Below are 20,158 nucleotides of genomic sequence, written 5' to 3' on the forward strand. Positions count from 1 at the left end.
GGGTTTTTACGTGTTGACGTGTCGATTAGATATCGATGTTGGCGGCTTTCAGCGCATTCTCTTCGATGAAGGCGCGGCGCGGTTCTACCGCATCGCCCATCAAGGTGGTGAACAGCTGATCGGCAGCAATCGCATCCTTGATGGTCACGCGCAACATGCGGCGGCTATCGGGATCCATGGTGGTTTCCCACAGCTGCTCTGGGTTCATCTCACCCAAACCTTTATAACGCTGGACTGACAGACCGCGACGCGACTCTTTCACCAGCCACTCAATCGCCTGCTCGAAGCTGGTGACCGGCTGACGACGTTCGCCACGTTCGATATAGGCATCTTCTTCGATCAGGCCACGCAGCTGCTCGCCCAGCGCACAGATTTTGCGGTATTCCGGTCCATCGATGAATTCGCTATCCAGCGGATAATCGGTATCAACGCCGTGCGTGCGCACACGCAGCACCGGTTCAAACTTCTGCTCATGGTTGGCGCGGACATGGGCCAGATAGCTGCTGCCGTGTGCTTCACGTTCGGTCAGATACGCCACTAAACCGTCGATCCAGCCTTTTACAGCGGCTTCATCGCTGAGGTCGCTTAAGGTCGGATGGTAGATCAGGCCGCGCAGCAGAGCCGTAGGGAAACGGCGCTCCATACGTTTGATCATGCGCTGCGTGCCGTTGAAATCCGCCACCAGCGTTTCCAGCGGCTGGCCGCCTAACGCCGGTGCGCTGGCGTTGGTGTGCAGCGTTGCGCCGTCGAGGGCGATGGAAATCTGATACTGATCCATCGCTTCGTCGTCTTTAATATACTGTTCTTGCTTGCCTTTCTTCACTTTGTACAGTGGCGGCTGCGCAATATAGACGTGACCACGTTCGACGATTTCTGGCATCTGACGGTAGAAGAAGGTCAACAGCAGCGTACGAATGTGCGAGCCGTCGACGTCCGCATCGGTCATGATGATGATGCTGTGATAACGCAGTTTGTCCGGATTGTATTCGTCACGGCCGATACCACAGCCCAGCGCGGTGATCAGCGTGGCAACTTCCTGCGAAGCGAGCATCTTGTCGAAACGCGCTTTCTCCACGTTCAGGATTTTACCCTTCAGCGGCAGAATCGCCTGATTCTTACGATTACGACCCTGTTTGGCTGATCCGCCTGCAGAGTCACCCTCCACCAGGTAGATTTCAGACAGCGCCGGATCGCGCTCCTGACAGTCGGCCAGTTTGCCCGGCAGACCGGCCAAATCCAGCGCGCCTTTGCGGCGCGTCATCTCACGAGCACGGCGGGCAGCTTCACGCGCACGCGCTGCATCGATGATTTTGCCAACCACGATTTTCGCGTCAGACGGGTTTTCCAGCAGGTATTCCGCCAGCAGTTCGTTCATCTGCTGCTCAACCGCCGATTTCACTTCAGAAGAGACCAGCTTATCTTTGGTCTGAGAAGAGAATTTCGGATCCGGCACTTTCACGGAAACCACTGCAATCAGGCCTTCACGCGCATCGTCACCGGTCGCACTGACTTTGGCTTTTTTGCTGTAGCCTTCTTTATCCATGTAGGCATTCAGCGTACGCGTCATTGCCGCACGGAAGCCCGCCAGGTGCGTACCGCCGTCGCGCTGTGGAATGTTGTTGGTGAAGCAGTAGATGTTTTCCTGGAAACCATCGTTCCACTGCAGCGCCACTTCCACGCCAATGCCATCTTTCTCCGTCGAGAAGTAGAACACCGTTGGGTGAATCGGGGTTTTGTTCTTGTTGAGATACTCTACGAACGCCTTGATGCCGCCTTCGTAGTGGAAATGATCGTTCTTGCCGTCGCGTTTGTCTTCCAGACGAATCGAGACACCAGAGTTCAGGAACGACAGTTCACGCAGGCGTTTCGCCAGGATTTCGTACTCAAACTCAATCACATTGGTGAAGGTTTCGTAGCTCGGCCAGAAACGCACGCGAGTACCGGTTGCATCGGTATCACCGGACACCGCCAGCGGTGCCTGCGGCACACCGTGCTGATAAACCTGCTGATGCACTTTGCCTTCACGGCGAATGGTCAGTTCCAGCTTCTGCGACAGGGCGTTTACGACTGAAACGCCAACGCCATGCAGACCACCGGAAACTTTATATGAGTTATCATCAAATTTACCGCCTGCGTGCAGGACGGTCATGATCACTTCAGCAGCAGAGACGCCCTCTTCCGGGTGAATGCCGGTAGGAATACCACGACCATCATCTTGCACCGAAACAGAGTTATCTGCATGAATAGTAACGGTAATATCACTACAGTGACCGGCGAGCGCTTCGTCGATTGCGTTATCCACGACTTCGAATACCATGTGATGCAGACCGGTGCCGTCATCCGTATCGCCGATGTACATACCCGGGCGTTTGCGTACCGCATCAAGCCCTTTCAGGACTTTGATACTTGAGGAGTCATAAGAATTCGACATCAACGTTTCTCGCTCATTTAATCTTCAGGTTGAACCACTATTTTACCCTGTTCCACGCGGAACATCTTGCCCTTTTCATCACTCATGTCGATTACATGCTCGACACCAATGGCGCTGACAAATACTTGAGCCTGCGTGGCTTTTAGGCGTTCAGCTAACAGCCGACGACGGGTGTCATCCAGCTCTGAGGCAAAGTCATCAATCAAATACAAACAGCGTTGTCCGCTGCTGCGCGTCAGGTATTCACCCTGCGCTAAGCGCAGCGCGCACATCAGCAGTTTTAACTGGCCGCGTGAGAGTAAATCTTCCACCGGCGTGCCCTCAGCACGAATGCGAAAATCGGCTTTATGCGGGCCGCTGGCGGTATACGTGAGCGCGCGGTCGCGCTCGAAATTGCGTTCCAGCAGTTCGGCGTAGTCGCTCTCTTTATCCCAGCCGCGCTGGAAAGAGAACGTCAACGCAAACTCCGGTAAAAACTGACCGCAGGTGGCGATGATCTCGCGGGAAATCGCCGCGCTGTATTCGGCGCGCCAGGCGCTGATCTGTTCGGCCAGCGGCACCAGTTCCTGATCCCAGGGACGAATCTGGCTGTAGCGCGAAACCTGACGCAGCGCCGCATTGCGCTGCTTCAGCAGGCGACGCAAATTGCTCCAGGCATGGAAAAAACCAGGCGAGGCGTGAAAGCAGCCCCAATCGATGTAGGCACGACGGTATTTTGGACCGCCATTGAGCAGGGTAAATCCTTCCGGCGTAATCAGTTGCATCGGCAGCAGCTGCGCCAACTCGGCGACTTTGTGACCATCGCTGCCATCAATACGCACTTTGCTGTCGCCAGCGCGATTCTTGGTCAGACCGACCGACATTTCACGTTCGCTGCCTTCAATGCGGCCGTGCAACACAAAGGCGTCCTGATCGTGACGAATCACGCGGCCCGCTTGCAAACTGCGAAATGCGCGACCGTGCCCCAGCGTGTAAATCGCCTCCAGCACGCTGGTTTTACCGCTGCCGTTGGCACCGACAAGGAAATTAAACCCCGGCGCCAAAGCCAGATCGGCCTGCTCGATATTGCGAAAATCTTTAATCAGGAGGCGGGTTAAAGCCATAACGAATCCAGCGAGAGGGGGATTTTACCTAACATTTGAGATCCAGGCCGTCGGCGGCGCAGCCAGTCTGGTTACGGCCAGCGCGCAGAACTTGGGAGCATACTGAAGTATGTGACCAAGGGCGAGCACTGCCCGGGACCAGAATGGCAAGTAAGCCAGGCCGATATTTATAAACGCATTGGCATCACGACGTAGGCTGCAGCCGGACTGGCCACATCCTCAATCTGCACGCTCGATACGCCATCGGTCAGCAGCAAACGCACGTTCTCGCACTTGAGCGCATTCAACACATCCAGCACGTAACTGACGTTGAAGCCAATCTCCAGATCGGTGCCGTTGTAAGAGACATCCAGCATCTCTTCCGCTTCTTCCTGCTCTGGGTTATTCGCCGTGATCTTGAGCTGATTTTCGGTGATGTAGATGCGAACACCGCGGAATTTCTCATTCGAGAGAATCGCCGCACGCGCAAACGCCTGTTTTAAAATATCACAGCCGGCTTCCAGCGCTTTGTCGGGATTCTTCGGCAATACGCGGCGATAATCCGGGAAACGGCCATCAACCAGCTTCGACGTAAAGATAAAGTCGCCAACGTGTGCGCGGATGTTGCTGCTGCCGATTTGCACCTGCAGCGGCGTTTCGCCACCGTCGAGCAAACGCATCAGCTCAATCACCCCTTTACGCGGCACGATCACCGAATGGTTCGGCAGCGCCTGACCAATCGGCATGGAGCACACTGCAAGGCGGTGACCATCGGTGGCGACGGTACGCAACTCTTCGCCTTCGGTTTCGAACAGCATACCGTTGAGGTAATAACGCACATCCTGATGCGCCATTGAGAACTGCGTGGCTTCAATCAGGCGTTTTAGCGTCGCCTGCGGCAAGGTGAATTCCACCTCGCTCTGCCAGTCATCCAGATTCGGGAAGTCGCTGGCGGGCAGCGTTGACAGCGAGAAACGGCTGCGGCCAGAACGCACCAGCATTCTGTCGCCTTCCAGCGTCAGGCTGATTTCAGCGCCTTCCGGCAAACCGCGGCAAATATCGAGGAATTTACGCGCAGGAACCGTGGTGGCGCCCGGCTCGTGTGGCTGCGTCAGCGCAACACGGGCTACCATTTCCATTTCCAGATCGGTACCGGTCAAGCGCAGCGAGCCTTCGCTTACTTGCAGCAGTAAATTTCCGAGGATTGGCAGCGTCGGGCGTCCGCCAAGTGGACCGCTAACCTGTTGCAGTGGCTTCAGTAACTGCTCACGTTCTACAATAAATTTCATATGCGTCAGGAAGATAGTGTTCGAATGAGGTTAGAGAAATCTTCTTTAATGTCGTGGCTCTCTTCACGCAGCTGCTCAATTTTACGGCAAGCGTGAAGCACGGTGGTATGGTCGCGACCACCAAACGCATCGCCAATCTCCGGCAAGCTGTGATTGGTGAGCTCTTTCGCCATCGCCATCGCCATCTGGCGCGGACGCGCTACCGAACGCGAACGGCGTTTCGACAGCAAATCCGCCACTTTAATTTTGTAATACTCGGCCACCGTTTTCTGAATATTATCGATGGTGACCAGCTTTTCCTGCAGCGCCAGCAGATCGCGCAGCGCTTCGCGCACGAAATCGATGGTAATCGCGCGACCGGTAAAGTTCGCGTTGGCAATCACGCGGTTCAGCGCGCCTTCCAGCTCGCGGACATTAGAACGCAAACGCTTAGCAATAAAGAAGGCGACTTCACCCGGCAGGCGAATATCGTTTTCATCGGCTTTCTTCATCAGGATCGCGACACGCGTTTCCAGTTCAGGCGGCTCGATCGCCACCGTTAAACCCCAACCAAAACGTGATTTCAGGCGATCTTCTACGCCGTTGATCTCTTTTGGATAGCGATCCGAGGTCAGGATGATCTGTTGATTGCCTTCCAGCAGCGCGTTGAAGGTATGGAAGAACTCTTCCTGCGAGCGCTCTTTATTGGCAAAGAATTGAATGTCATCAATTAGCAGCGCATCAACCGAGCGGTAGTAACGCTTAAACTCTTCAATGGCGTTGTTCTGCAAGGCTTTAACCATGTCCTGCACAAAACGCTCAGAGTGCATGTACACCACTTTGGCATTAGGCTTGCGCGCAATAATGCCGTTACCCACCGCGTGCAACAGGTGAGTTTTACCCAGGCCGGTGCCGCCATAAAGGAACAGTGGGTTATAAGCGCCGCCAGGATTATCCGCCACCTGACGTGCCGCCGCGCGCGCCAGCTGGTTCGATTTACCTTCAACGAAGTTGTCGAAGTTATGACGGTTATTCACATTGGAGCGGTAAGTCACATCGGCCGGTGCGGGAACGGAATCCCAACTTGGACGCAAAATTTGCGCGGGTGCCGGACGATTTTCGATCGGCGCGGGCGCATTGTAACTGGCCATCGCCGGTTGGTTAGTGGTGACCTGTGCTGCAGGGCGCGTACCAACTTCGAAACGCAGTAACGGCACATTTGCACCGCAGAATTCATTCAGCAGCCCATTGATACTATTGAGATATTTATCTCTAACCCAGTCGAGTACAAACCGATTTGGTGCATACAAGGTCAGCGTATTGTCGTTTAATTCAGCTTGCAGCGGACGAATCCACATGCTGAATTCGGTGGCAGGAAGCTCATCCTGCAAACGGGCAAGACACTGTTGCCAAAGCGTAAGTGACACGGCGGACTCCACTCGTACAAAATCGATAAGAATTTTAGGCGCTAATAAATAGAAACGTAATTTTTAGACACAGACGGTTGGAAAGCGCCTGCGACCGCTATTCGCGGTAGTCTTCCCCGGCGATCGCAGCGAGGATCGTCAGCGGAAGGGCGGATCATAACGTAAAGCTGCACAGAGATCTTCCCTTTCTACACAGTTTTGATCCAATTTATCCACAGGCTACTGAAGTGATAATGAGTTTACGCTTTCTGCGAAAAAAGCCAGCGTTAATGTGGCTGAAAGCGTTAATTTTTCTGGCAAGCTCTCGTTTCCGTGCAGCAAATCTGCAAACTGATCGCAAGAAGATCCTGCGCGATCCTTGCGCTTTAACCCACAGCCCGTATAATTCCCCACCCGGCATTATTGCGTGAAGCCTTGATGCCCGGAATCAGCGGGCTGTATCTGGGTTTCCAGGTGCCGCGACCAGCGAAGTGAATTGACTCTGGACTGTACAATTATTACAATCCCGCCTCTTTATTAAAGACACATTGAGGCGTTGGTCGATTTACTGGCCCGAAAACGCGTCACCCAGTGAAAATTTTCAAGTTTAGGTAGAAATCGCCATGAAACGCACTTTTCAACCGTCCGTACTGAAGCGCAACCGTTCACACGGTTTCCGTGCTCGTATGGCAACAAAAAATGGTCGTCAGGTTCTGGCACGTCGTCGTGCTAAAGGCCGTTCTCGTCTGACCGTTTCTAAGTAATAAAGCTAACCCTCGTGGTTAAGCTCGCATTTCCCAGGGAGTTACGTTTGTTAACTCCCACTCATTTCACTTTCGTCTTCCAGCAGCCACAACGAGCCGGTACGCCGCAAATCACCATACTCGGCCGACTTAACGCGCTGGGGCATCCCCGCATCGGTCTCACCGTCGCAAAAAAACATGTAAAACGCGCCCATGAACGCAACCGGATCAAGCGATTGACCCGCGAAAGCTTTCGTCTGCGTCAACATGAGCTCCCTGCAATGGATTTTGTGATCGTGGCTAAAAAAGGGATTGCTGACCTGGATAACCGTGCGCTGACGGAAGCGTTGGAGAAACTATGGCGTCGTCACTGTCGCCTGGCTCGCGGCTCCTGATTGCCCTGATACGCGTTTATCAACGCGCCATCAGCCCACTGCTGGGACCTCATTGCCGGTTCCATCCCACCTGTTCGCAGTATGGGATTGAGGCCTTGCGCCGCTTTGGCGTTGTAAAAGGCAGTTGGTTGACGATAAAACGCGTATTAAAATGCCACCCTTTGAACCCGGGTGGTGACGATCCTGTGCCGCCAAAAACCTTTGATACCAGAGAACATTAACGATGGATTCGCAACGCAATCTCTTTCTCATCGCTTTTCTGTTCGTGTCTTTTATGATCTGGCAAGCCTGGCAGACGGACCACGCTCCGCAGCCACAGCAAACCCAGACCACGCAAAACACAAACAGCGCAGCGGGTGATGCCGCCACTTCCGGCGTGCCGGCTAGCGGACAGGGCAAAACGATCACCGTTAAGACAGATGTCCTGTCACTCAACATCAATACGCGTGGTGGCGATATTGAGCAGGCTCAGCTGCTGACTTACCCGGACAAACTGGGTTCAGATGCACCGTTCCAGCTGCTTGAAACTACACCGGCCTTCGTTTATCAGGCGCAGAGTGGCTTAACTGGCCGCAACGGCCCGGATAACCCGAACAATGGCGCACGTCCGCTGTATACCACTTCGCAAGATAGCTTCGTGATGGCAGATGGCCAGAGCGAACTGCGCGTACCGTTGACCTGGACCGGTGAAAACGGCGTGGTTTACACCAAGACTTTCGTCTTCAAGCGCGGTGAGTATGCGGTAAACGTTGACTACAACATCAACAACACCACTCAGCAGCCGCTGGAAGTGTCGATGTTTGGTCAGCTGAAGCAGACCATCGAGGTGCCTAAGCATCGCGATACCGGCAGCAACAACTTTGCTCTGCACACCTTCCGTGGCGCAGCGTACTCAACCAGCGATGCGAAATACGAAAAATATAAATTCGACACCATCGCGGATAACGAGAACCTGAACACCACCACCAGCAATGGTTGGGTGGCGATGCTGCAGCAGTACTTTGCTACCGCCTGGGTGCCGCGCACGCAGGGTAATAACACGCTGTACACCACTAACCTCGGCAATGGCGTAGCGGCAATTGGCTACAAATCTGCTCCTGTGACCGTTGGCGCAGGCGCACAGCAAGATCTCGGCGCAACGCTGTGGGTAGGCCCGGAAATTCAGGACCAGATGGCAGCCATCGCGCCTCACCTGGATCTGACCGTGGATTACGGTTGGTTGTGGTTCATCTCGCAGCCGCTGTTTAAGCTGCTGAAGTTCATCCACAGCTTTATCGGTAACTGGGGCTTCTCCATTATCGTTATCACCTTCATCGTGCGTGGCATCATGTACCCGCTGACCAAAGCGCAGTACACCTCCATGGCGAAGATGCGTATGCTGCAGCCAAAGATTCAGGCGATGCGTGAACGTCTGGGTGATGATAAGCAGAAACAGAGCCAGGAAATGATGGCGCTGTATAAGGCGGAGAAAGTGAACCCGCTGGGCGGCTGTCTGCCACTGGTTATCCAGATGCCAATCTTCCTGGCCTTGTACTACATGCTGTCAGGCTCGGTTGAACTGCGTCATGCGCCGTTTATTCTGTGGATTCATGACCTGTCAGCGCAGGATCCGTACTACATTCTGCCGATCATCATGGGTATCACCATGTTCTTCATTCAGAAGATGTCACCGACCACCGTGACCGATCCGATGCAGCAGAAGATCATGACCTACATGCCGGTGATCTTCACCGTGTTCTTCCTGTGGTTCCCATCAGGTCTGGTGCTGTACTACATCGTCAGCAATCTGGTGACCATTCTCCAGCAGCAGCTGATTTATCGCGGCCTGGAAAAACGTGGTCTGCATAGCCGCGACAAGAAGAAAGCATAACGCCTGACTGCAACCAGCAGCAGCGTATAATCAAAGGGCGACATTTATGTCGCCCTATTTTTATTTATTAATACCCTAAAAGTTTAAGGTGGAATCATGAGCCACAGCGACACTATCGTTGCCCAGGCGACGCCTCCCGGCCGTGGCGGCGTTGGCATTCTGCGTATCTCCGGCGCCAAAGCCGCTGAGGTAGCGCAAGCCGTGCTTGGCAAGCTGCCAAAGCCGCGCTATGCCGACTATCTGCCCTTTACCGACGCCGATGGCAGCGTGCTGGATCAGGGCATTGCGCTGTGGTTTCCTGGCCCGAACTCCTTCACCGGTGAAGATGTTCTGGAGCTGCAAGGCCACGGCGGCCCGGTGATTCTCGACCTGCTGCTCAAGCGCATCGTGGCGCTGCCCGGCTTACGCATTGCGCAACCAGGTGAATTCTCCGAACGCGCCTTCCTTAACGACAAGCTCGATTTGGCGCAAGCCGAAGCGATTGCCGATCTAATCGATGCCAGCTCAGAGCAAGCCGCCCGCTCGGCGGTAAACTCGCTGCAGGGCGCGTTTTCCCTGCGCATCAACGCACTTGTGGAAGCACTTACTCACCTGCGCATCTATGTGGAAGCGGCCATCGACTTCCCGGATGAGGAGATCGATTTCCTTTCCGACGGAAAAATTGAAGCACAGCTCAATGTGGTGATCGGCGACCTCGACGGCGTGCGTGCCGAAGCGCGTCAGGGCAGCCTGCTACGTGAAGGGATGAAAGTGGTGATTGCCGGTCGTCCCAATGCCGGAAAATCGAGCCTGCTGAATGCCTTAGCCGGACGCGAAGCGGCGATTGTGACTGATATCGCTGGCACCACGCGCGACGTCCTGCGCGAGCATATCCATATTGACGGCATGCCGCTGCACATCATCGATACTGCCGGTTTACGTGAAGCCAGCGACGAGGTCGAGCGCATTGGTATTGAACGCGCGTGGCAGGAGATCGAGCAGGCCGACCGCGTGCTGTTTATGGTCGATGGCACCACCACAGACGCGACTGAAGCCGCCGCCATCTGGCCAGATTTTGTTGCCCGTTTGCCGGAAGCGCTGCCAATTACCGTGGTGCGTAACAAAGCGGATATGACCGGCGAAGTGCTGGGTCTCACTGAAGTGAACGGTCACTCACTGATTCGTCTCTCGGCGCGCACCGGTGAAGGTGTGGAAGCGCTGCGCGATCACCTGAAACAGAGCATGGGATTTGCCGGCAATATGGAAGGCGGATTCCTCGCCCGCCGCCGCCATCTGCAAGCACTGGAGTTAGCCGCAACCCACTTGCAGCAGGGCAAGCATCAGCTGTTAGGTGCGTGGGCCGGCGAATTACTGGCAGAAGAGTTACGGTTAGCGCAGCAGGCGCTGAGCGAAATCACCGGTGAATTCACCTCCGACGATTTGCTGGGCAGAATTTTCTCCAGTTTCTGTATTGGTAAGTAATGGCCTGCGGCGTTCTCATGTCGGGTGCGCATTCACGCGCATCTGGCGCCCGGTAGACATGCGTCTTTGTTATTTGGCTCTCCCACGCCTTTGCAGTATAACGATCATTGCCCGGCGAACAGGTCCTGCTGGGTACATTCATTATTCATGCTAAATATTGGGCGCAAGTTGCTGCCTGCACAGGAGAGAAACATGAGTACATCGCTCGACAGCGTGGCGCTGAACACGCTGTTCATTGAAGCCCGCACCCACAGCTATTGGCAGGACAAACCGGTTTCTCGGGAGGTGCTGGAGCAGCTCTATCACCTGACCGCGCTGGGTCCAACCTCGGCTAACTGCTCGCCGGGCCGTTTTGTGTTTGTGACATCGCAGGAAGGTAAAGAGAAGCTGAAACCCGCGCTCTCCTCCGGCAACGTCGACAAAACCATGTCCGCTCCGGTAACGGTGATCGTGGCGTGGGATCCTGAGTTCTACGAAGCGCTGCCGAAGCTGTTCCCGCATGGTGATGCGCGCAGCTGGTTTACCAGCAGCCCGGATCTGGCGAAAGAGACCGCGTTCCGTAACAGCAGCTTGCAGGCAGGTTATTTGATTCTGGCCGCGCGTTCGCTGGGCCTGGATGCCGGCCCGATGTCCGGTTTCGATCCGTCAAAAGTGAACGACGCCTTCTTTAGCGAGAGCAAATGGCAGGTGAACTTACTGATCAATCTCGGCTATGGCGAAGCCAGCAAACTGCATGCGCGTCTGCCGCGTCTCGGCTTTGATGAAGCCAGCACCTTTGCCTGATTGAGAAAAGGCGTCGGGCTTAGCCCACGACGCCCGTTTCAAGCGGTTATCCCAGTGAATGGAAGCCGCTGTTGAAGTAGATCATCGGCTCTGCCGCTTCACCTGGCAGAGCAATGCCCACGATACGCGCCAGCAGCACGCTGTGCGTGTTCCACTCCACTACCTTCTCCAGCTGGCAATCAAAACTCACCAGCGCATCAGCCAGAATCGGCGCGCCGGTATTCAGCGTCTGCCACGTACCGTTTTGAAAACGCTCGGCGCGGCGTGAGGATTGGCTGAACTGGGCACATAAGTCATCATGCTGTTCACGCAGCACGTTAACGGCAAAATGGCCGGCTGCGATAAAAGCATCATGACTGGACGCGCTACGATTCACGCACACCAGCAGGCTGGGTGGCTCAGCCGCAAGCGAACTGACCGACGTGGCAATCAGCCCCAGCTTTTCGCCCTGAAATTCGGTGGTAACCAGAGAAACACCCGCGGTTAAGCGACGCATGCCGTGACGAAACTCATCAAGCGAGATCGATTCCTGGCGAGAAATAGCGGTATCTGACATAAAAAACTCCGACGTGCCTGTTTTAACAATGCGCACAATGGGCAGATGAATGAAGAGTTAGCGCACTTTGATGTGCTGTTTTACTGCCCAAATCCTACACCACATCACACAGTTAGGCACTCAATCCGGCAGGTTTCTGCAAAAGCGTTCTATGCAAAGTTGCCAAATGGGATTGCCGCATGGCTTCGTCCTTATCTGAAATATCGCCTATTCCATCTTAAGCCGGATGCAAACCCATGAGAAAATTCTTACAATAGCACTGATGATTATTCGACCATTTTCATGGAGCGACAGATGGCTAGTCATTTTGTACGTTGGATAGGTAATCCGCCCTTTTCTTCTGAGAACATGCGGGTGCCACAAGAAGTAATCAACAGCGCTCAGCGCTTCGCTGACAAGCGTCGCGGACGCTTTCTCGCCGCACGCGAACTGCTGGCTCAGCTGATGTTACGCGTCTACGGTATCCGCGAACTCCCCGCGCTAACGACCAGCAGCAGCGGACGCCCCTGTTTTGCCGATGCCAACCTGCCCGATTTCAGCATCTCCTACGCCGGAAACACTATCGGTGTGCTGCTGGCCGAAGAAGGCGGCCGCGCCGGACTGGATATGGAAATTGTGCGCGCACACAGTCGCCAAACACAGGATATGCTGACACAGGATCTCTCCTCCGGCGAAAAAGCATGGATCAACGCGCAGCAGGATTTTATGGAAGCGCTGACGCAAATCTGGACGCTGCGCCAAAGCATTCTCAAGCTCACCGGCGAAACCGATAGCGGTATTGATTCACTGCGTTTGCATCCTGCGGCCGGTCGGCTGCGTTCCACCGTGTTCCCCGATATTCAGGCGGTGTGTGATGCTGAGCCCACGCTGGTGTGGTCGTGCGCGCTGTCGCCCGGCACCGAACGCTTACATCTGTGGGAGATTGATGGCTCGCAGCAGTGGCAAGCGCTGCGCGATGTCGAGATGAGTAAACCCAATATCGGGCCGCATACGCTGCGCCTGACCAGTTTGGTCACGCCGCATGAGATGGGACATCCGTAAAAAAGGCCGCATCAGCGGCCTTTACTGTTTAGTGGGCATCGATAAAGACGATTTTCAGCACGAACAGTAGCGCGACCACCACCACGCACGGGCTGATTTCACGCCAGCGGCCGGTTCCCAACTTCATCACGCAGTAAGAGATAAAACCCAGCGCGATACCTTCCGTGATCGAGAAGCTGAACGGCATCATCGCCGCAGTAACAAACGCTGGCACCGCTTCGGTGAGATCGTCCCACTGCACGCGTGACAGCGACGCCGTCATCAATACGCCAACGTAAATCAGCGCACCCGCCGCCGCATAGGACGGCACCATCGCCGCCAGCGGTGACAGGAACATCACCAGCAGGAACAGAATCCCGGTGATCACCGCCATCAGGCCGGTACGACCGCCGATCGCCACGCCGGACGAACTTTCAATGTAGGCGGTTACCGATGAGGTACCAATCAGCGAACCGGTCACCGAACTGATGCTATCAACGTACAGCGCCTGCTTCATGCGTGGGAAAGTGCCTTTCTCGTCAGTCAGCCCGGCTTTATCGGTCACGCCAATCAGCGTGCCGGAGGAGTCGAACAGATTCACCAGCATAAAGGAGAAGATCACCCCGGCCATGCCGATGTTGAACGCGCCTTTGATATCAACCTGGCCCACAACAGAAGTGATCGCTGGCGGAGCGGCGAACACGCCGCTGAATTTCACATCGCCAATGATCAAGCCCAGCGCGGTCGTCACCACAATCGACACCAGCACCGCCGCATGGATATTGCGGGAAGCCAGAATTGCGATGATGAAGAAACCCAGCGCCCCAAGCAGCACGCTGTGCGAGGTCAGATTACCCACAGCTACAATGGTATCGGCGTTTGGCACGATAATTCCGGCGTTTTTCAGCCCCATCATGGCGATAAACAGACCAATACCAGCGGTGATGCCAACACGCAGGCTGAGCGGAATGTTGGCAATCATCCAGTAACGCACGCGCAGCAGCGTGAGGATCAGCAGACCCAGCGCGCCCCAGAAAATCGCGCCCATACCAATCTGCCACGAGTATCCCATGGCCCCGACCACCACAAAGGCGAAGAAGGCGTTCAGGCCCATCGCCGGTGCCAGAGCTACCGGCAGATTCGCCACCAGCCCCATCAGAATACTGCCGAACGCGGCAATCAAGCAGGTAGTAACAAACACTGCCTGCGTATCCATGCCCGCTACACCGAGAATTTGCGGGTTAACGAAAACGATGTACACCATCGTCAGGAAAGTCGTGCAACCGGCAATCACTTCGGTACGCACGGTGGTTCCGTGTTCCTGCAGTTTAAAGATGCGCTGCAAAAGGCCCTGATTAGTCATTCCACTGTTCCGCTAAAAAATTTATCGCCGCGTATCCTATAGAGTTTAGCGTGGCAAAACACTGATTTTTCGCAACCGGTTGCTCAGGGTCGCTTTCTACGCTCAGTGCGCTAGAGTGTCAGCTTATTGTTTAACAAAAGGATGATGTGCGATGTCGGTGGAATGTATTTTTTTTGATTGCGACGGCACGCTGGTCGACAGCGAAGTGATCTGTACGCAAGCTTACGTCAACACCTTTGCCCGCTACGGTATTGAACGCTCTCTGCAACAGATGTTTGAGCAGTATAAAGGGGTAAAGCTCTACGACATCATCCGCGATGTGGCGGCCGAACATCAGGTTGAACTGCCGCTCGAAGAAGTGGAAACCGCCTATCGCGCCGAAGTGGCTAGATTGTTTGATCTCGATTTGAAGCCAATTACCGGTGCCAAAGCGCTGGTGGAAAGTGTCAACGTGCCGATGTGTGTGGTTTCAAACGGCACGGTGAAGAAGATGCAGCATTCGCTGGGATTGACCGGCATGCTGCCGTATCTCGATGGCAAGCTGTACAGCGGGTATGACATTAACCACTGGAAGCCGGATCCGGAATTGATGTATCACGCCGCCGAGCAGATGCAGGTGCCGATTGAGAAGTGCATTCTGGTGGATGATTCCGAAGCGGGCGCGCGTGCCGGGATCGCGGCCGGGATTCCGGTGTTTTACTACTGCGCCGATGCGCACAATCCCGAACTCGATCATCCGCTGGTGACGCGCTTTGATGATATGGCGCAGTTGCCGGATTTGTGGCGCGCGCGTGGCTGGGATTTGGTGGGGTAGAGCTCGTTTTCCCCCTCCTCGGTTCGTGCTGGCTGTCCCCCATCCCGGCCTTCCCCCATGAATGGGGGAAGGAGATGCTGCCACATGCAACTCCCAACCCACATATTGCAGCATCTTCCTCCCCCATTCATGGGGGAGGACCGAGGAGGGGGACAGCCAGCACAATCCAAATCAGCCAATCGCCCCTAACGAATCCTCGTTGCTCTGCTTCTTCGGCAGCAGGAACAGCGTGGCGGCGATATCCAGCAGATAAATCAGCGCCAGCAGCGTGATCGCCGCGGTGAAAGAGATATTGGTCGCCAGCAGGCCAATCACTAATGGACCAAATCCGCCCACGCCACGCCCCAAATTAAACAACACGTTCTGCGCTGTTGCGCGCGCCTGCGGTGGGAAAGTATCGGAAATCAGCGCGCCGTAGCCGCCGATCATGCCGTTCACAAACATCCCCATCAGCGCGCCGGTAAACAGCATCACCGTAGGATCACGCAGCTGAGCATACACCACCACCATCACCACCGCGCCGAACTGATACAGCAGGAAGATTTTCCAGCGCGCGAAGCGATCGGCCAGCACGCCAAACAGCCAGATGCCGAACGTCATGCCCACCACCGTCACCGCGGTCCACAAGCCTGATTTGGTCAGGCTGAAACCGAAGCTGGACGACAGATAGCTCGGCATCCAAATCATCAATCCGTAGTAACCAAAGTTCTGCACCGAGCAGAGAATGAAAATCCCCAGGCTGGCTTTGCTGGTGGCGCGATCGGCAAACAGCAATTTAAGACGTGCGCCAAACGAGAGCTGCGGCGTTTTCTCCACGTGGCGGGTAAAGCTCTCCGGCTCGCCCATGCTGCGGCGAATCACAAAGGAGACCAGCGCCGGCAGCAAACCGACGAGGAACATGCCGCGCCAGCCAATCACGCTCAGCAGCGGCGGCGTGATAAAGGCCGCCAGCAGCACACCGAGCTGCCAGCCAATGCCCACCCACGCCGAGGCGCGGTTGCGCTTCTCTTTCGGCCAGGCTTCGGCAATCAGCGCCATGCCGATGCCGAACTCGCCGCCCAATCCCACGCCCGCCAGCGTGCGGTACACCAGCAGATCCCAATAACCCTGCGCCACGGCGCACAGGCCAGTGAATACCGAGAACACCAGAATAGTAACGGTAAGGATACGGATGCGGCCATAACGATCGCTGAGATGGCCAAACACGATGCCGCCGATCACCGCGCCAATCAGTGTCCAGGTGACCAGCGAACCGGCCTGAGAAGGATCGAGCGCCAGCGAGACGCTGATCGCCGGCAGCATAAAACCAAGAATCAGCAGATCAAATCCGTCCATCGCGTAGCCGCTGATAGCCGCCACCATGGCTTTCGCCGGTGTAATGGCTTGTTTTTTAGGAGTTGGGGAAGACATGTAACAGCACCTGGCAGAAAAAAGTGCGCCAAGTATAAAGAGAGGGAATCGATGAGAACAGACAGAATTTAAGCAGGCGGCCCGTTAGCCACAGTGGCAACGGGCCGCCGACGCATCAATCAAGAGGGTTTATTGCTGCCGTCATCGCCCGACAGCAGTTCATCCAGCTTGTCGCCGCCCACATGACGGAAATCCTGACCTTTGACGAAATAGAAGATAATTTCGCAGATGTTCTGGCAGCGATCGCCGATACGCTCGATGGCGCGCGCGCAGAACAGCGCGGTCAGCACGCTTGGGATAGTGCGCGGATCTTCCATCATGTAGGTCATCAGCTGACGCACGATGCCTTCGTACTCTTTATCCACCTTCTTATCTTCGCGGTAGATTTTGATGGCTTCGTTGAGATCCATGCGCGCGAACGCATCCAGCACGTCGTGCAGCATCTGCACGGTGTGATGACCAAGCGCTTCAAGGCTCACCAGCAGCGGCAGATGCTGCTGGCTGAACTTCTCCAGCGCGGTGCGGCTGATTTTTTCCGCCACATCGCCAATGCGTTCCAGCTCAGAAATGGTCTTGATGATCGCCATTACCAGGCGCAAATCGCTGGCGGTCGGCTGGCGTTTGGCGATGATGCGCACACAGGCTTCATCAATCTCCACTTCCATCATGTTGACCTTCTGGTCGCCGTCGATGACGTGACGCGCCAGCTCGCCATCCTGGTTGTGCATCGCGGTGATGGCGTCCATCAGCTGCTTCTCAACCATGCCGCCCATGATCATCACTTGCGTGCGAATGTGCTCCAGCTCCGCGTTGAACTGACCGGAGATGTGTTTGTTCAGATTTAAATTATCCATGTGCGTCTCCTGAATCAGCCGTAACGACCGGTGATGTAATCTTCGGTCTGCTTCTTTGCGGGCTTAGTGAACAAGGTATCGGTATCGCTGAACTCAATCAGCTCGCCCAGATACATAAAAGCGGTGTGGTCAGAACAACGCGCAGCCTGCTGCATGTTGTGAGTCACGATCACCACAGTGTAATCCTGCTTCAGTTCGGTGATCAGCTCTTCAATACGACCGGTTGAGATCGGATCCAGCGCGGAGCAAGGCTCATCCAGCAACAGCACTTCCGGGCGAATCGCGATGCCGCGGGCGATGCACAAACGCTGCTGCTGACCGCCGGAAAGACTGTAACCGCTCTGATGCAGCTTGTCTTTGGTTTCATTCCACAGCGCGGCTTTGGTCAGCGCCCACTGCACGCGCTCATCCATATCGGCACGCGACAGCTTCTCAAACAGCCGCACGCCGAAGGCGATGTTGTCATAAATCGACATCGGGAATGGCGTAGGCTTCTGGAACACCATACCGACGCGGGCGCGCAGCAGGGCGATATCCTGATTGGAAGCCAGAATGTTATCGCCATCCAGCAGGATGTCACCTTCGGCACGCTGCTCCGGATAGAGCGAGTACATTTTGTTGAAGGTGCGCAGCAAAGTGGATTTACCGCAACCTGATGGGCCGATAAACGCGGTCACCTGATTTTTGGTGATATCCAGATTGATGTTTTTCAGCGCGTGAAACTTACCGTAATAGAAGTTCAGATTACGGACCTGAATTTTACCGGCTGATGAAGTCACGTTACTCATTCTCGTCTCTCATAAGCATCGCCGCCGAAGCCGCGCTGGGAAATTAGTGTTTGCCCTTGGCGAAAACCACACGCGCCACAATGTTCAGCAGCAGCACGCACACGGTAATAATCAGCACACCCGCCCACGCCAGGCTTTGCCACTCGGCAAAGGGGCTCATGGCGAATTTAAAGATGGTGACCGGCAGGTTAGCGATCGGCTGCATCATGTCGGTGCTCCAGAACTGGTTCGACAGCGCAGTAAACAGCAGCGGTGCGGTTTCACCGGCAATACGCGCCACGGCCAACAGCACACCGGTGATGATGCCGGAAACCGAGGCTTTCAGCGTAATCGCCGAAATCATTTTCCACTTCGGCGTACCCAGCGCATAAGCCGCTTCACGCATGCTGTCGGGTACCAGACGCAGCATATTTTCGGAGGTACGAATCACAATCGGGATTTGCAGCAGCGCCAGCGCTACTACGCCGGCCCAACCGGAGAAGTGCTGCATCTGCGATACCACAATGGTGTAAACAAACAGGCCCACCACAATCGACGGTGCTGACAGCAGAATGTCGTTGATGAAGCGAATCACTTCCGCCAGCCAGTGTTTACGGCCATATTCCGCCAGATAAATCCCTGCCATGATGCCGAGCGGCGTTCCGATGATCGTCGACCAGAAAATCAGTAAACCGCTGCCGAGTAAGGCGTTGGCTAAACCACCGCCTGCGGTGTTGGGCGGCGGTGTCGATTCGGTAAACAGCTCCCAGCTCAACCCATCAACGCCGCGCGTAACGGTGGTGAACAGAATCCACACCAGCCAGAACAGACCGAATGCCATGGTCATCAGCGACAGCGTCAGGGCAATTTTGTTTTTGGTACTGCGCCATGCCTGCATTTTGCGGCGCGAGGCTTCCAGCTCAGCGCGAGCCTGAACTTCAATAGCGGTCATGAACGGGCTCCTTCACTCTTCGCCAAACGCAGGATCATCAGTTTGGAGATCGCCAGCACGATAAAGGTAATCACGAACAGAATCAGACCCAGCTCCATCAGAGCCGCGACGTGGACACCGGATTCCGCTTCGGCGAATTCGTTGGCCAGCGCGGAGGTGATGCTGTTGCCCGGCATAAACAGCGAGGCGCTGTCGAGCTGGTAGGTGTTACCGATGATAAAGGTCACCGCCATGGTTTCACCCAACGCGCGGCCCAGGCCAAGCATCACGCCGCCGATCACGCCATTTTTGGTGAACGGCAGCACGATGCGCCAGATCACTTCCCACGTGGTGCAGCCGATACCGTAAGCCGACTCTTTCATCATCACCGGCGTTTGTTCAAATACGTCGCGCATCACCGAGGCGATGTACGGGATGATCATGATGGCGAGAATCACGCCCGCCGCCAGAATACCGATACCGAATGCCGGGCCAGAGAATAGCGTGCCGACAATCGGGATATTCGCCATCACGTTGCCAACCGGCGTCTGGAAATATTCGGCGAACAGCGGCGCGAAAACAAACAGGCCCCACATGCCGTACACGATGCTGGGGATGGCCGCCAGCAGCTCAATGGCGGTGCCCAACGGGCGACGCAGCCAGCCTGGCGCCAGTTCGGTCAGGAACAGCGCGATGCCGAAGCTCACCGGCACGGCAATGATCAAGGCAATAATCGAGGTGACGAGGGTGCCGTAAATCGGTACCAGCGCACCAAATTGTTCGTTTGGCGCATCCCAGGTTTTGTTCCACAGGAAAGAGAAACCAAATTTTTGGATGCTTGGCCAGGAGGAGAAAATCAGGGAGACGATAATACCGCCCATCAACAGCAACACGATAAGCGCGGATAGCTTCACCAGCGCGCCGAAAATCATGTCGCCTTGTTTACCGGGGGCTTTGAACGTCGGCTTAGTGGCAGCCATAGAATTCTCTGTTCTCAGGGGGAT

The 20,158-nt window shown here is 55.4% G+C and carries 19 protein-coding genes; 8 read left to right on the plus strand and 11 right to left on the minus strand.

Translation table 11 applies throughout. The annotated features are described in order from the left end of the window. Positions 1–25 precede the first annotated feature (25 nt). The 4 genes from gyrB to dnaA all read right to left on the minus strand — a co-directional run bounded on the left by gyrB (position 26) and on the right by dnaA (position 6,208). The gene (gene gyrB, locus PZBJ_RS19710) at positions 26–2,431 is read right to left on the minus strand and encodes a DNA topoisomerase (ATP-hydrolyzing) subunit B (protein WP_101763895.1); all 2,406 of its coding nucleotides are present in this window, start codon (positions 2,429–2,431) and stop codon (positions 26–28) included. Between the two features lie 17 nt (positions 2,432–2,448). Beyond that, entirely contained in the window at positions 2,449–3,534 is a 1,086-nt protein-coding gene (recF, locus tag PZBJ_RS19715; RefSeq protein WP_101763896.1) for a DNA replication/repair protein RecF, read from the minus strand. A 167-nt stretch (positions 3,535–3,701) separates the two neighbouring features. Further along, the gene (gene dnaN, locus PZBJ_RS19720) at positions 3,702–4,802 is read right to left on the minus strand and encodes a DNA polymerase III subunit beta (protein WP_008105300.1); all 1,101 of its coding nucleotides are present in this window, start codon (positions 4,800–4,802) and stop codon (positions 3,702–3,704) included. Positions 4,803–4,807: 5 nt separating this feature from the next. After that, positions 4,808–6,208, minus strand: coding sequence for a chromosomal replication initiator protein DnaA (gene dnaA / locus PZBJ_RS19725; protein ID WP_101763897.1), 1,401 nt, complete (start codon positions 6,206–6,208; stop codon positions 4,808–4,810). 602 nt (positions 6,209–6,810) lie between these two features. On the opposite strand from dnaA, the gene rpmH reads away from it, so the two are divergent. The 6 genes from rpmH (at position 6,811) to PZBJ_RS19755 (ending at position 11,439) form a co-directional block, all read left to right on the plus strand. Further along, positions 6,811–6,951 carry a 50S ribosomal protein L34 gene (gene rpmH, locus PZBJ_RS19730; RefSeq protein ID WP_003849659.1) on the plus strand — a complete coding sequence of 47 codons (141 nt, stop codon included), beginning with the start codon at positions 6,811–6,813 and terminating at the stop codon, positions 6,949–6,951. A 14-nt stretch (positions 6,952–6,965) separates the two neighbouring features. Continuing rightward, entirely contained in the window at positions 6,966–7,325 is a 360-nt protein-coding gene (gene rnpA / locus PZBJ_RS19735) for a ribonuclease P protein component (RefSeq protein WP_036648555.1), read from the plus strand. After that, a complete protein-coding gene (gene yidD / locus PZBJ_RS19740; RefSeq protein WP_007893564.1) occupies positions 7,289–7,546 on the plus strand; it encodes a membrane protein insertion efficiency factor YidD in 258 nt (85 codons plus the stop codon). Before rnpA ends, yidD begins: the two co-directional genes overlap by 37 nt. A gap of 2 nt (positions 7,547–7,548) precedes the next feature. Continuing rightward, on the plus strand, positions 7,549–9,195 hold the full coding sequence (gene yidC, locus PZBJ_RS19745; protein ID WP_101763898.1) for a membrane protein insertase YidC: 1,647 nt from the start codon (positions 7,549–7,551) through the stop codon (positions 9,193–9,195). A gap of 96 nt (positions 9,196–9,291) precedes the next feature. After that, complete coding sequence (mnmE, locus tag PZBJ_RS19750; protein WP_008105304.1) at positions 9,292–10,656, plus strand: tRNA uridine-5-carboxymethylaminomethyl(34) synthesis GTPase MnmE; 1,365 nt, start codon at positions 9,292–9,294, stop codon at positions 10,654–10,656. A gap of 192 nt (positions 10,657–10,848) precedes the next feature. Then, positions 10,849–11,439, plus strand: a complete 591-nt coding sequence (locus PZBJ_RS19755) for a malonic semialdehyde reductase (protein WP_101763899.1) — start codon at positions 10,849–10,851, stop codon at positions 11,437–11,439. Between the two features lie 46 nt (positions 11,440–11,485). On the opposite strand, the gene PZBJ_RS19760 is transcribed toward PZBJ_RS19755, so the two are convergent. Beyond that, positions 11,486–11,995 carry a flavin reductase family protein gene (locus PZBJ_RS19760; protein WP_101763900.1) on the minus strand — a complete coding sequence of 170 codons (510 nt, stop codon included), beginning with the start codon at positions 11,993–11,995 and terminating at the stop codon, positions 11,486–11,488. Between the two features lie 294 nt (positions 11,996–12,289). On the opposite strand from PZBJ_RS19760, the gene PZBJ_RS19765 reads away from it, so the two are divergent. Beyond that, entirely contained in the window at positions 12,290–13,036 is a 747-nt protein-coding gene (locus PZBJ_RS19765; protein WP_101763901.1) for a 4'-phosphopantetheinyl transferase family protein, read from the plus strand. 28 nt (positions 13,037–13,064) lie between these two features. Here the strand turns inward: PZBJ_RS19765 and PZBJ_RS19770 are convergent, their stop codons facing one another. Next, entirely contained in the window at positions 13,065–14,378 is a 1,314-nt protein-coding gene (locus PZBJ_RS19770) for an NCS2 family permease (RefSeq protein ID WP_101763902.1), read from the minus strand. A gap of 151 nt (positions 14,379–14,529) precedes the next feature. Between PZBJ_RS19770 and yieH the strand changes: the two genes are divergently transcribed. Next, positions 14,530–15,192, plus strand: coding sequence for a 6-phosphogluconate phosphatase (gene yieH, locus PZBJ_RS19775; protein WP_101763903.1), 663 nt, complete (start codon positions 14,530–14,532; stop codon positions 15,190–15,192). 171 nt (positions 15,193–15,363) lie between these two features. Here the strand turns inward: yieH and PZBJ_RS19780 are convergent, their stop codons facing one another. The 5 genes from PZBJ_RS19780 to pstC form a co-directional block, all read right to left on the minus strand. Beyond that, positions 15,364–16,602: an MFS transporter gene (locus tag PZBJ_RS19780; RefSeq protein ID WP_101763904.1), complete on the minus strand. Its 1,239-nt coding sequence runs from the start codon at positions 16,600–16,602 to the stop codon at positions 15,364–15,366. A 119-nt stretch (positions 16,603–16,721) separates the two neighbouring features. Beyond that, positions 16,722–17,456 carry a phosphate signaling complex protein PhoU gene (gene phoU, locus PZBJ_RS19785; protein WP_007893583.1) on the minus strand — a complete coding sequence of 245 codons (735 nt, stop codon included), beginning with the start codon at positions 17,454–17,456 and terminating at the stop codon, positions 16,722–16,724. Between the two features lie 14 nt (positions 17,457–17,470). Beyond that, on the minus strand, positions 17,471–18,244 hold the full coding sequence (gene pstB, locus PZBJ_RS19790; protein WP_101763905.1) for a phosphate ABC transporter ATP-binding protein PstB: 774 nt from the start codon (positions 18,242–18,244) through the stop codon (positions 17,471–17,473). Between the two features lie 43 nt (positions 18,245–18,287). Then, the gene (gene pstA, locus PZBJ_RS19795) at positions 18,288–19,175 is read right to left on the minus strand and encodes a phosphate ABC transporter permease PstA (protein ID WP_101763906.1); all 888 of its coding nucleotides are present in this window, start codon (positions 19,173–19,175) and stop codon (positions 18,288–18,290) included. Then, entirely contained in the window at positions 19,172–20,134 is a 963-nt protein-coding gene (gene pstC, locus PZBJ_RS19800; RefSeq protein ID WP_101763907.1) for a phosphate ABC transporter permease PstC, read from the minus strand. The genes pstA and pstC overlap by 4 nt, the downstream gene beginning before the upstream one ends. Positions 20,135–20,158: the final 24 nt, after the last annotated feature.

This window comes from Pantoea endophytica (assembly GCF_002858935.1).
Taxonomy (GTDB): Bacteria; Pseudomonadota; Gammaproteobacteria; order Enterobacterales; family Enterobacteriaceae; genus Pantoea; species Pantoea leporis.

Excerpts from the sequence above, each read along its gene's own strand:
- PZBJ_RS19765 (WP_101763901.1), top strand. The coding sequence starts at position 12,290 with ATGGCTAGTCATTTTGTACGTTGGATAGGTAATCCGCCCTTTTCTTCT.
- rpmH (WP_003849659.1), top strand. The coding sequence starts at position 6,811 with ATGAAACGCACTTTTCAACCGTCCGTACTGAAGCGCAACCGTTCACAC.
- yidC (WP_101763898.1), top strand. The coding sequence starts at position 7,549 with ATGGATTCGCAACGCAATCTCTTTCTCATCGCTTTTCTGTTCGTGTCT.
- phoU (WP_007893583.1), bottom strand. The coding sequence starts at position 17,456 with ATGGATAATTTAAATCTGAACAAACACATCTCCGGTCAGTTCAACGCG.
- recF (WP_101763896.1), bottom strand. The coding sequence starts at position 3,534 with ATGGCTTTAACCCGCCTCCTGATTAAAGATTTTCGCAATATCGAGCAG.
- dnaN (WP_008105300.1), bottom strand. The coding sequence starts at position 4,802 with ATGAAATTTATTGTAGAACGTGAGCAGTTACTGAAGCCACTGCAACAG.
- gyrB (WP_101763895.1), bottom strand. The coding sequence starts at position 2,431 with ATGTCGAATTCTTATGACTCCTCAAGTATCAAAGTCCTGAAAGGGCTT.
- yidD (WP_007893564.1), top strand. The coding sequence starts at position 7,289 with ATGGCGTCGTCACTGTCGCCTGGCTCGCGGCTCCTGATTGCCCTGATA.
- PZBJ_RS19780 (WP_101763904.1), bottom strand. The coding sequence starts at position 16,602 with ATGTCTTCCCCAACTCCTAAAAAACAAGCCATTACACCGGCGAAAGCC.
- mnmE (WP_008105304.1), top strand. The coding sequence starts at position 9,292 with ATGAGCCACAGCGACACTATCGTTGCCCAGGCGACGCCTCCCGGCCGT.
- PZBJ_RS19770 (WP_101763902.1), bottom strand. The coding sequence starts at position 14,378 with ATGACTAATCAGGGCCTTTTGCAGCGCATCTTTAAACTGCAGGAACAC.
- pstB (WP_101763905.1), bottom strand. The coding sequence starts at position 18,244 with ATGAGTAACGTGACTTCATCAGCCGGTAAAATTCAGGTCCGTAATCTG.
- pstC (WP_101763907.1), bottom strand. The coding sequence starts at position 20,134 with ATGGCTGCCACTAAGCCGACGTTCAAAGCCCCCGGTAAACAAGGCGAC.
- yieH (WP_101763903.1), top strand. The coding sequence starts at position 14,530 with ATGTCGGTGGAATGTATTTTTTTTGATTGCGACGGCACGCTGGTCGAC.
- pstA (WP_101763906.1), bottom strand. The coding sequence starts at position 19,175 with ATGACCGCTATTGAAGTTCAGGCTCGCGCTGAGCTGGAAGCCTCGCGC.
- PZBJ_RS19760 (WP_101763900.1), bottom strand. The coding sequence starts at position 11,995 with ATGTCAGATACCGCTATTTCTCGCCAGGAATCGATCTCGCTTGATGAG.
- PZBJ_RS19755 (WP_101763899.1), top strand. The coding sequence starts at position 10,849 with ATGAGTACATCGCTCGACAGCGTGGCGCTGAACACGCTGTTCATTGAA.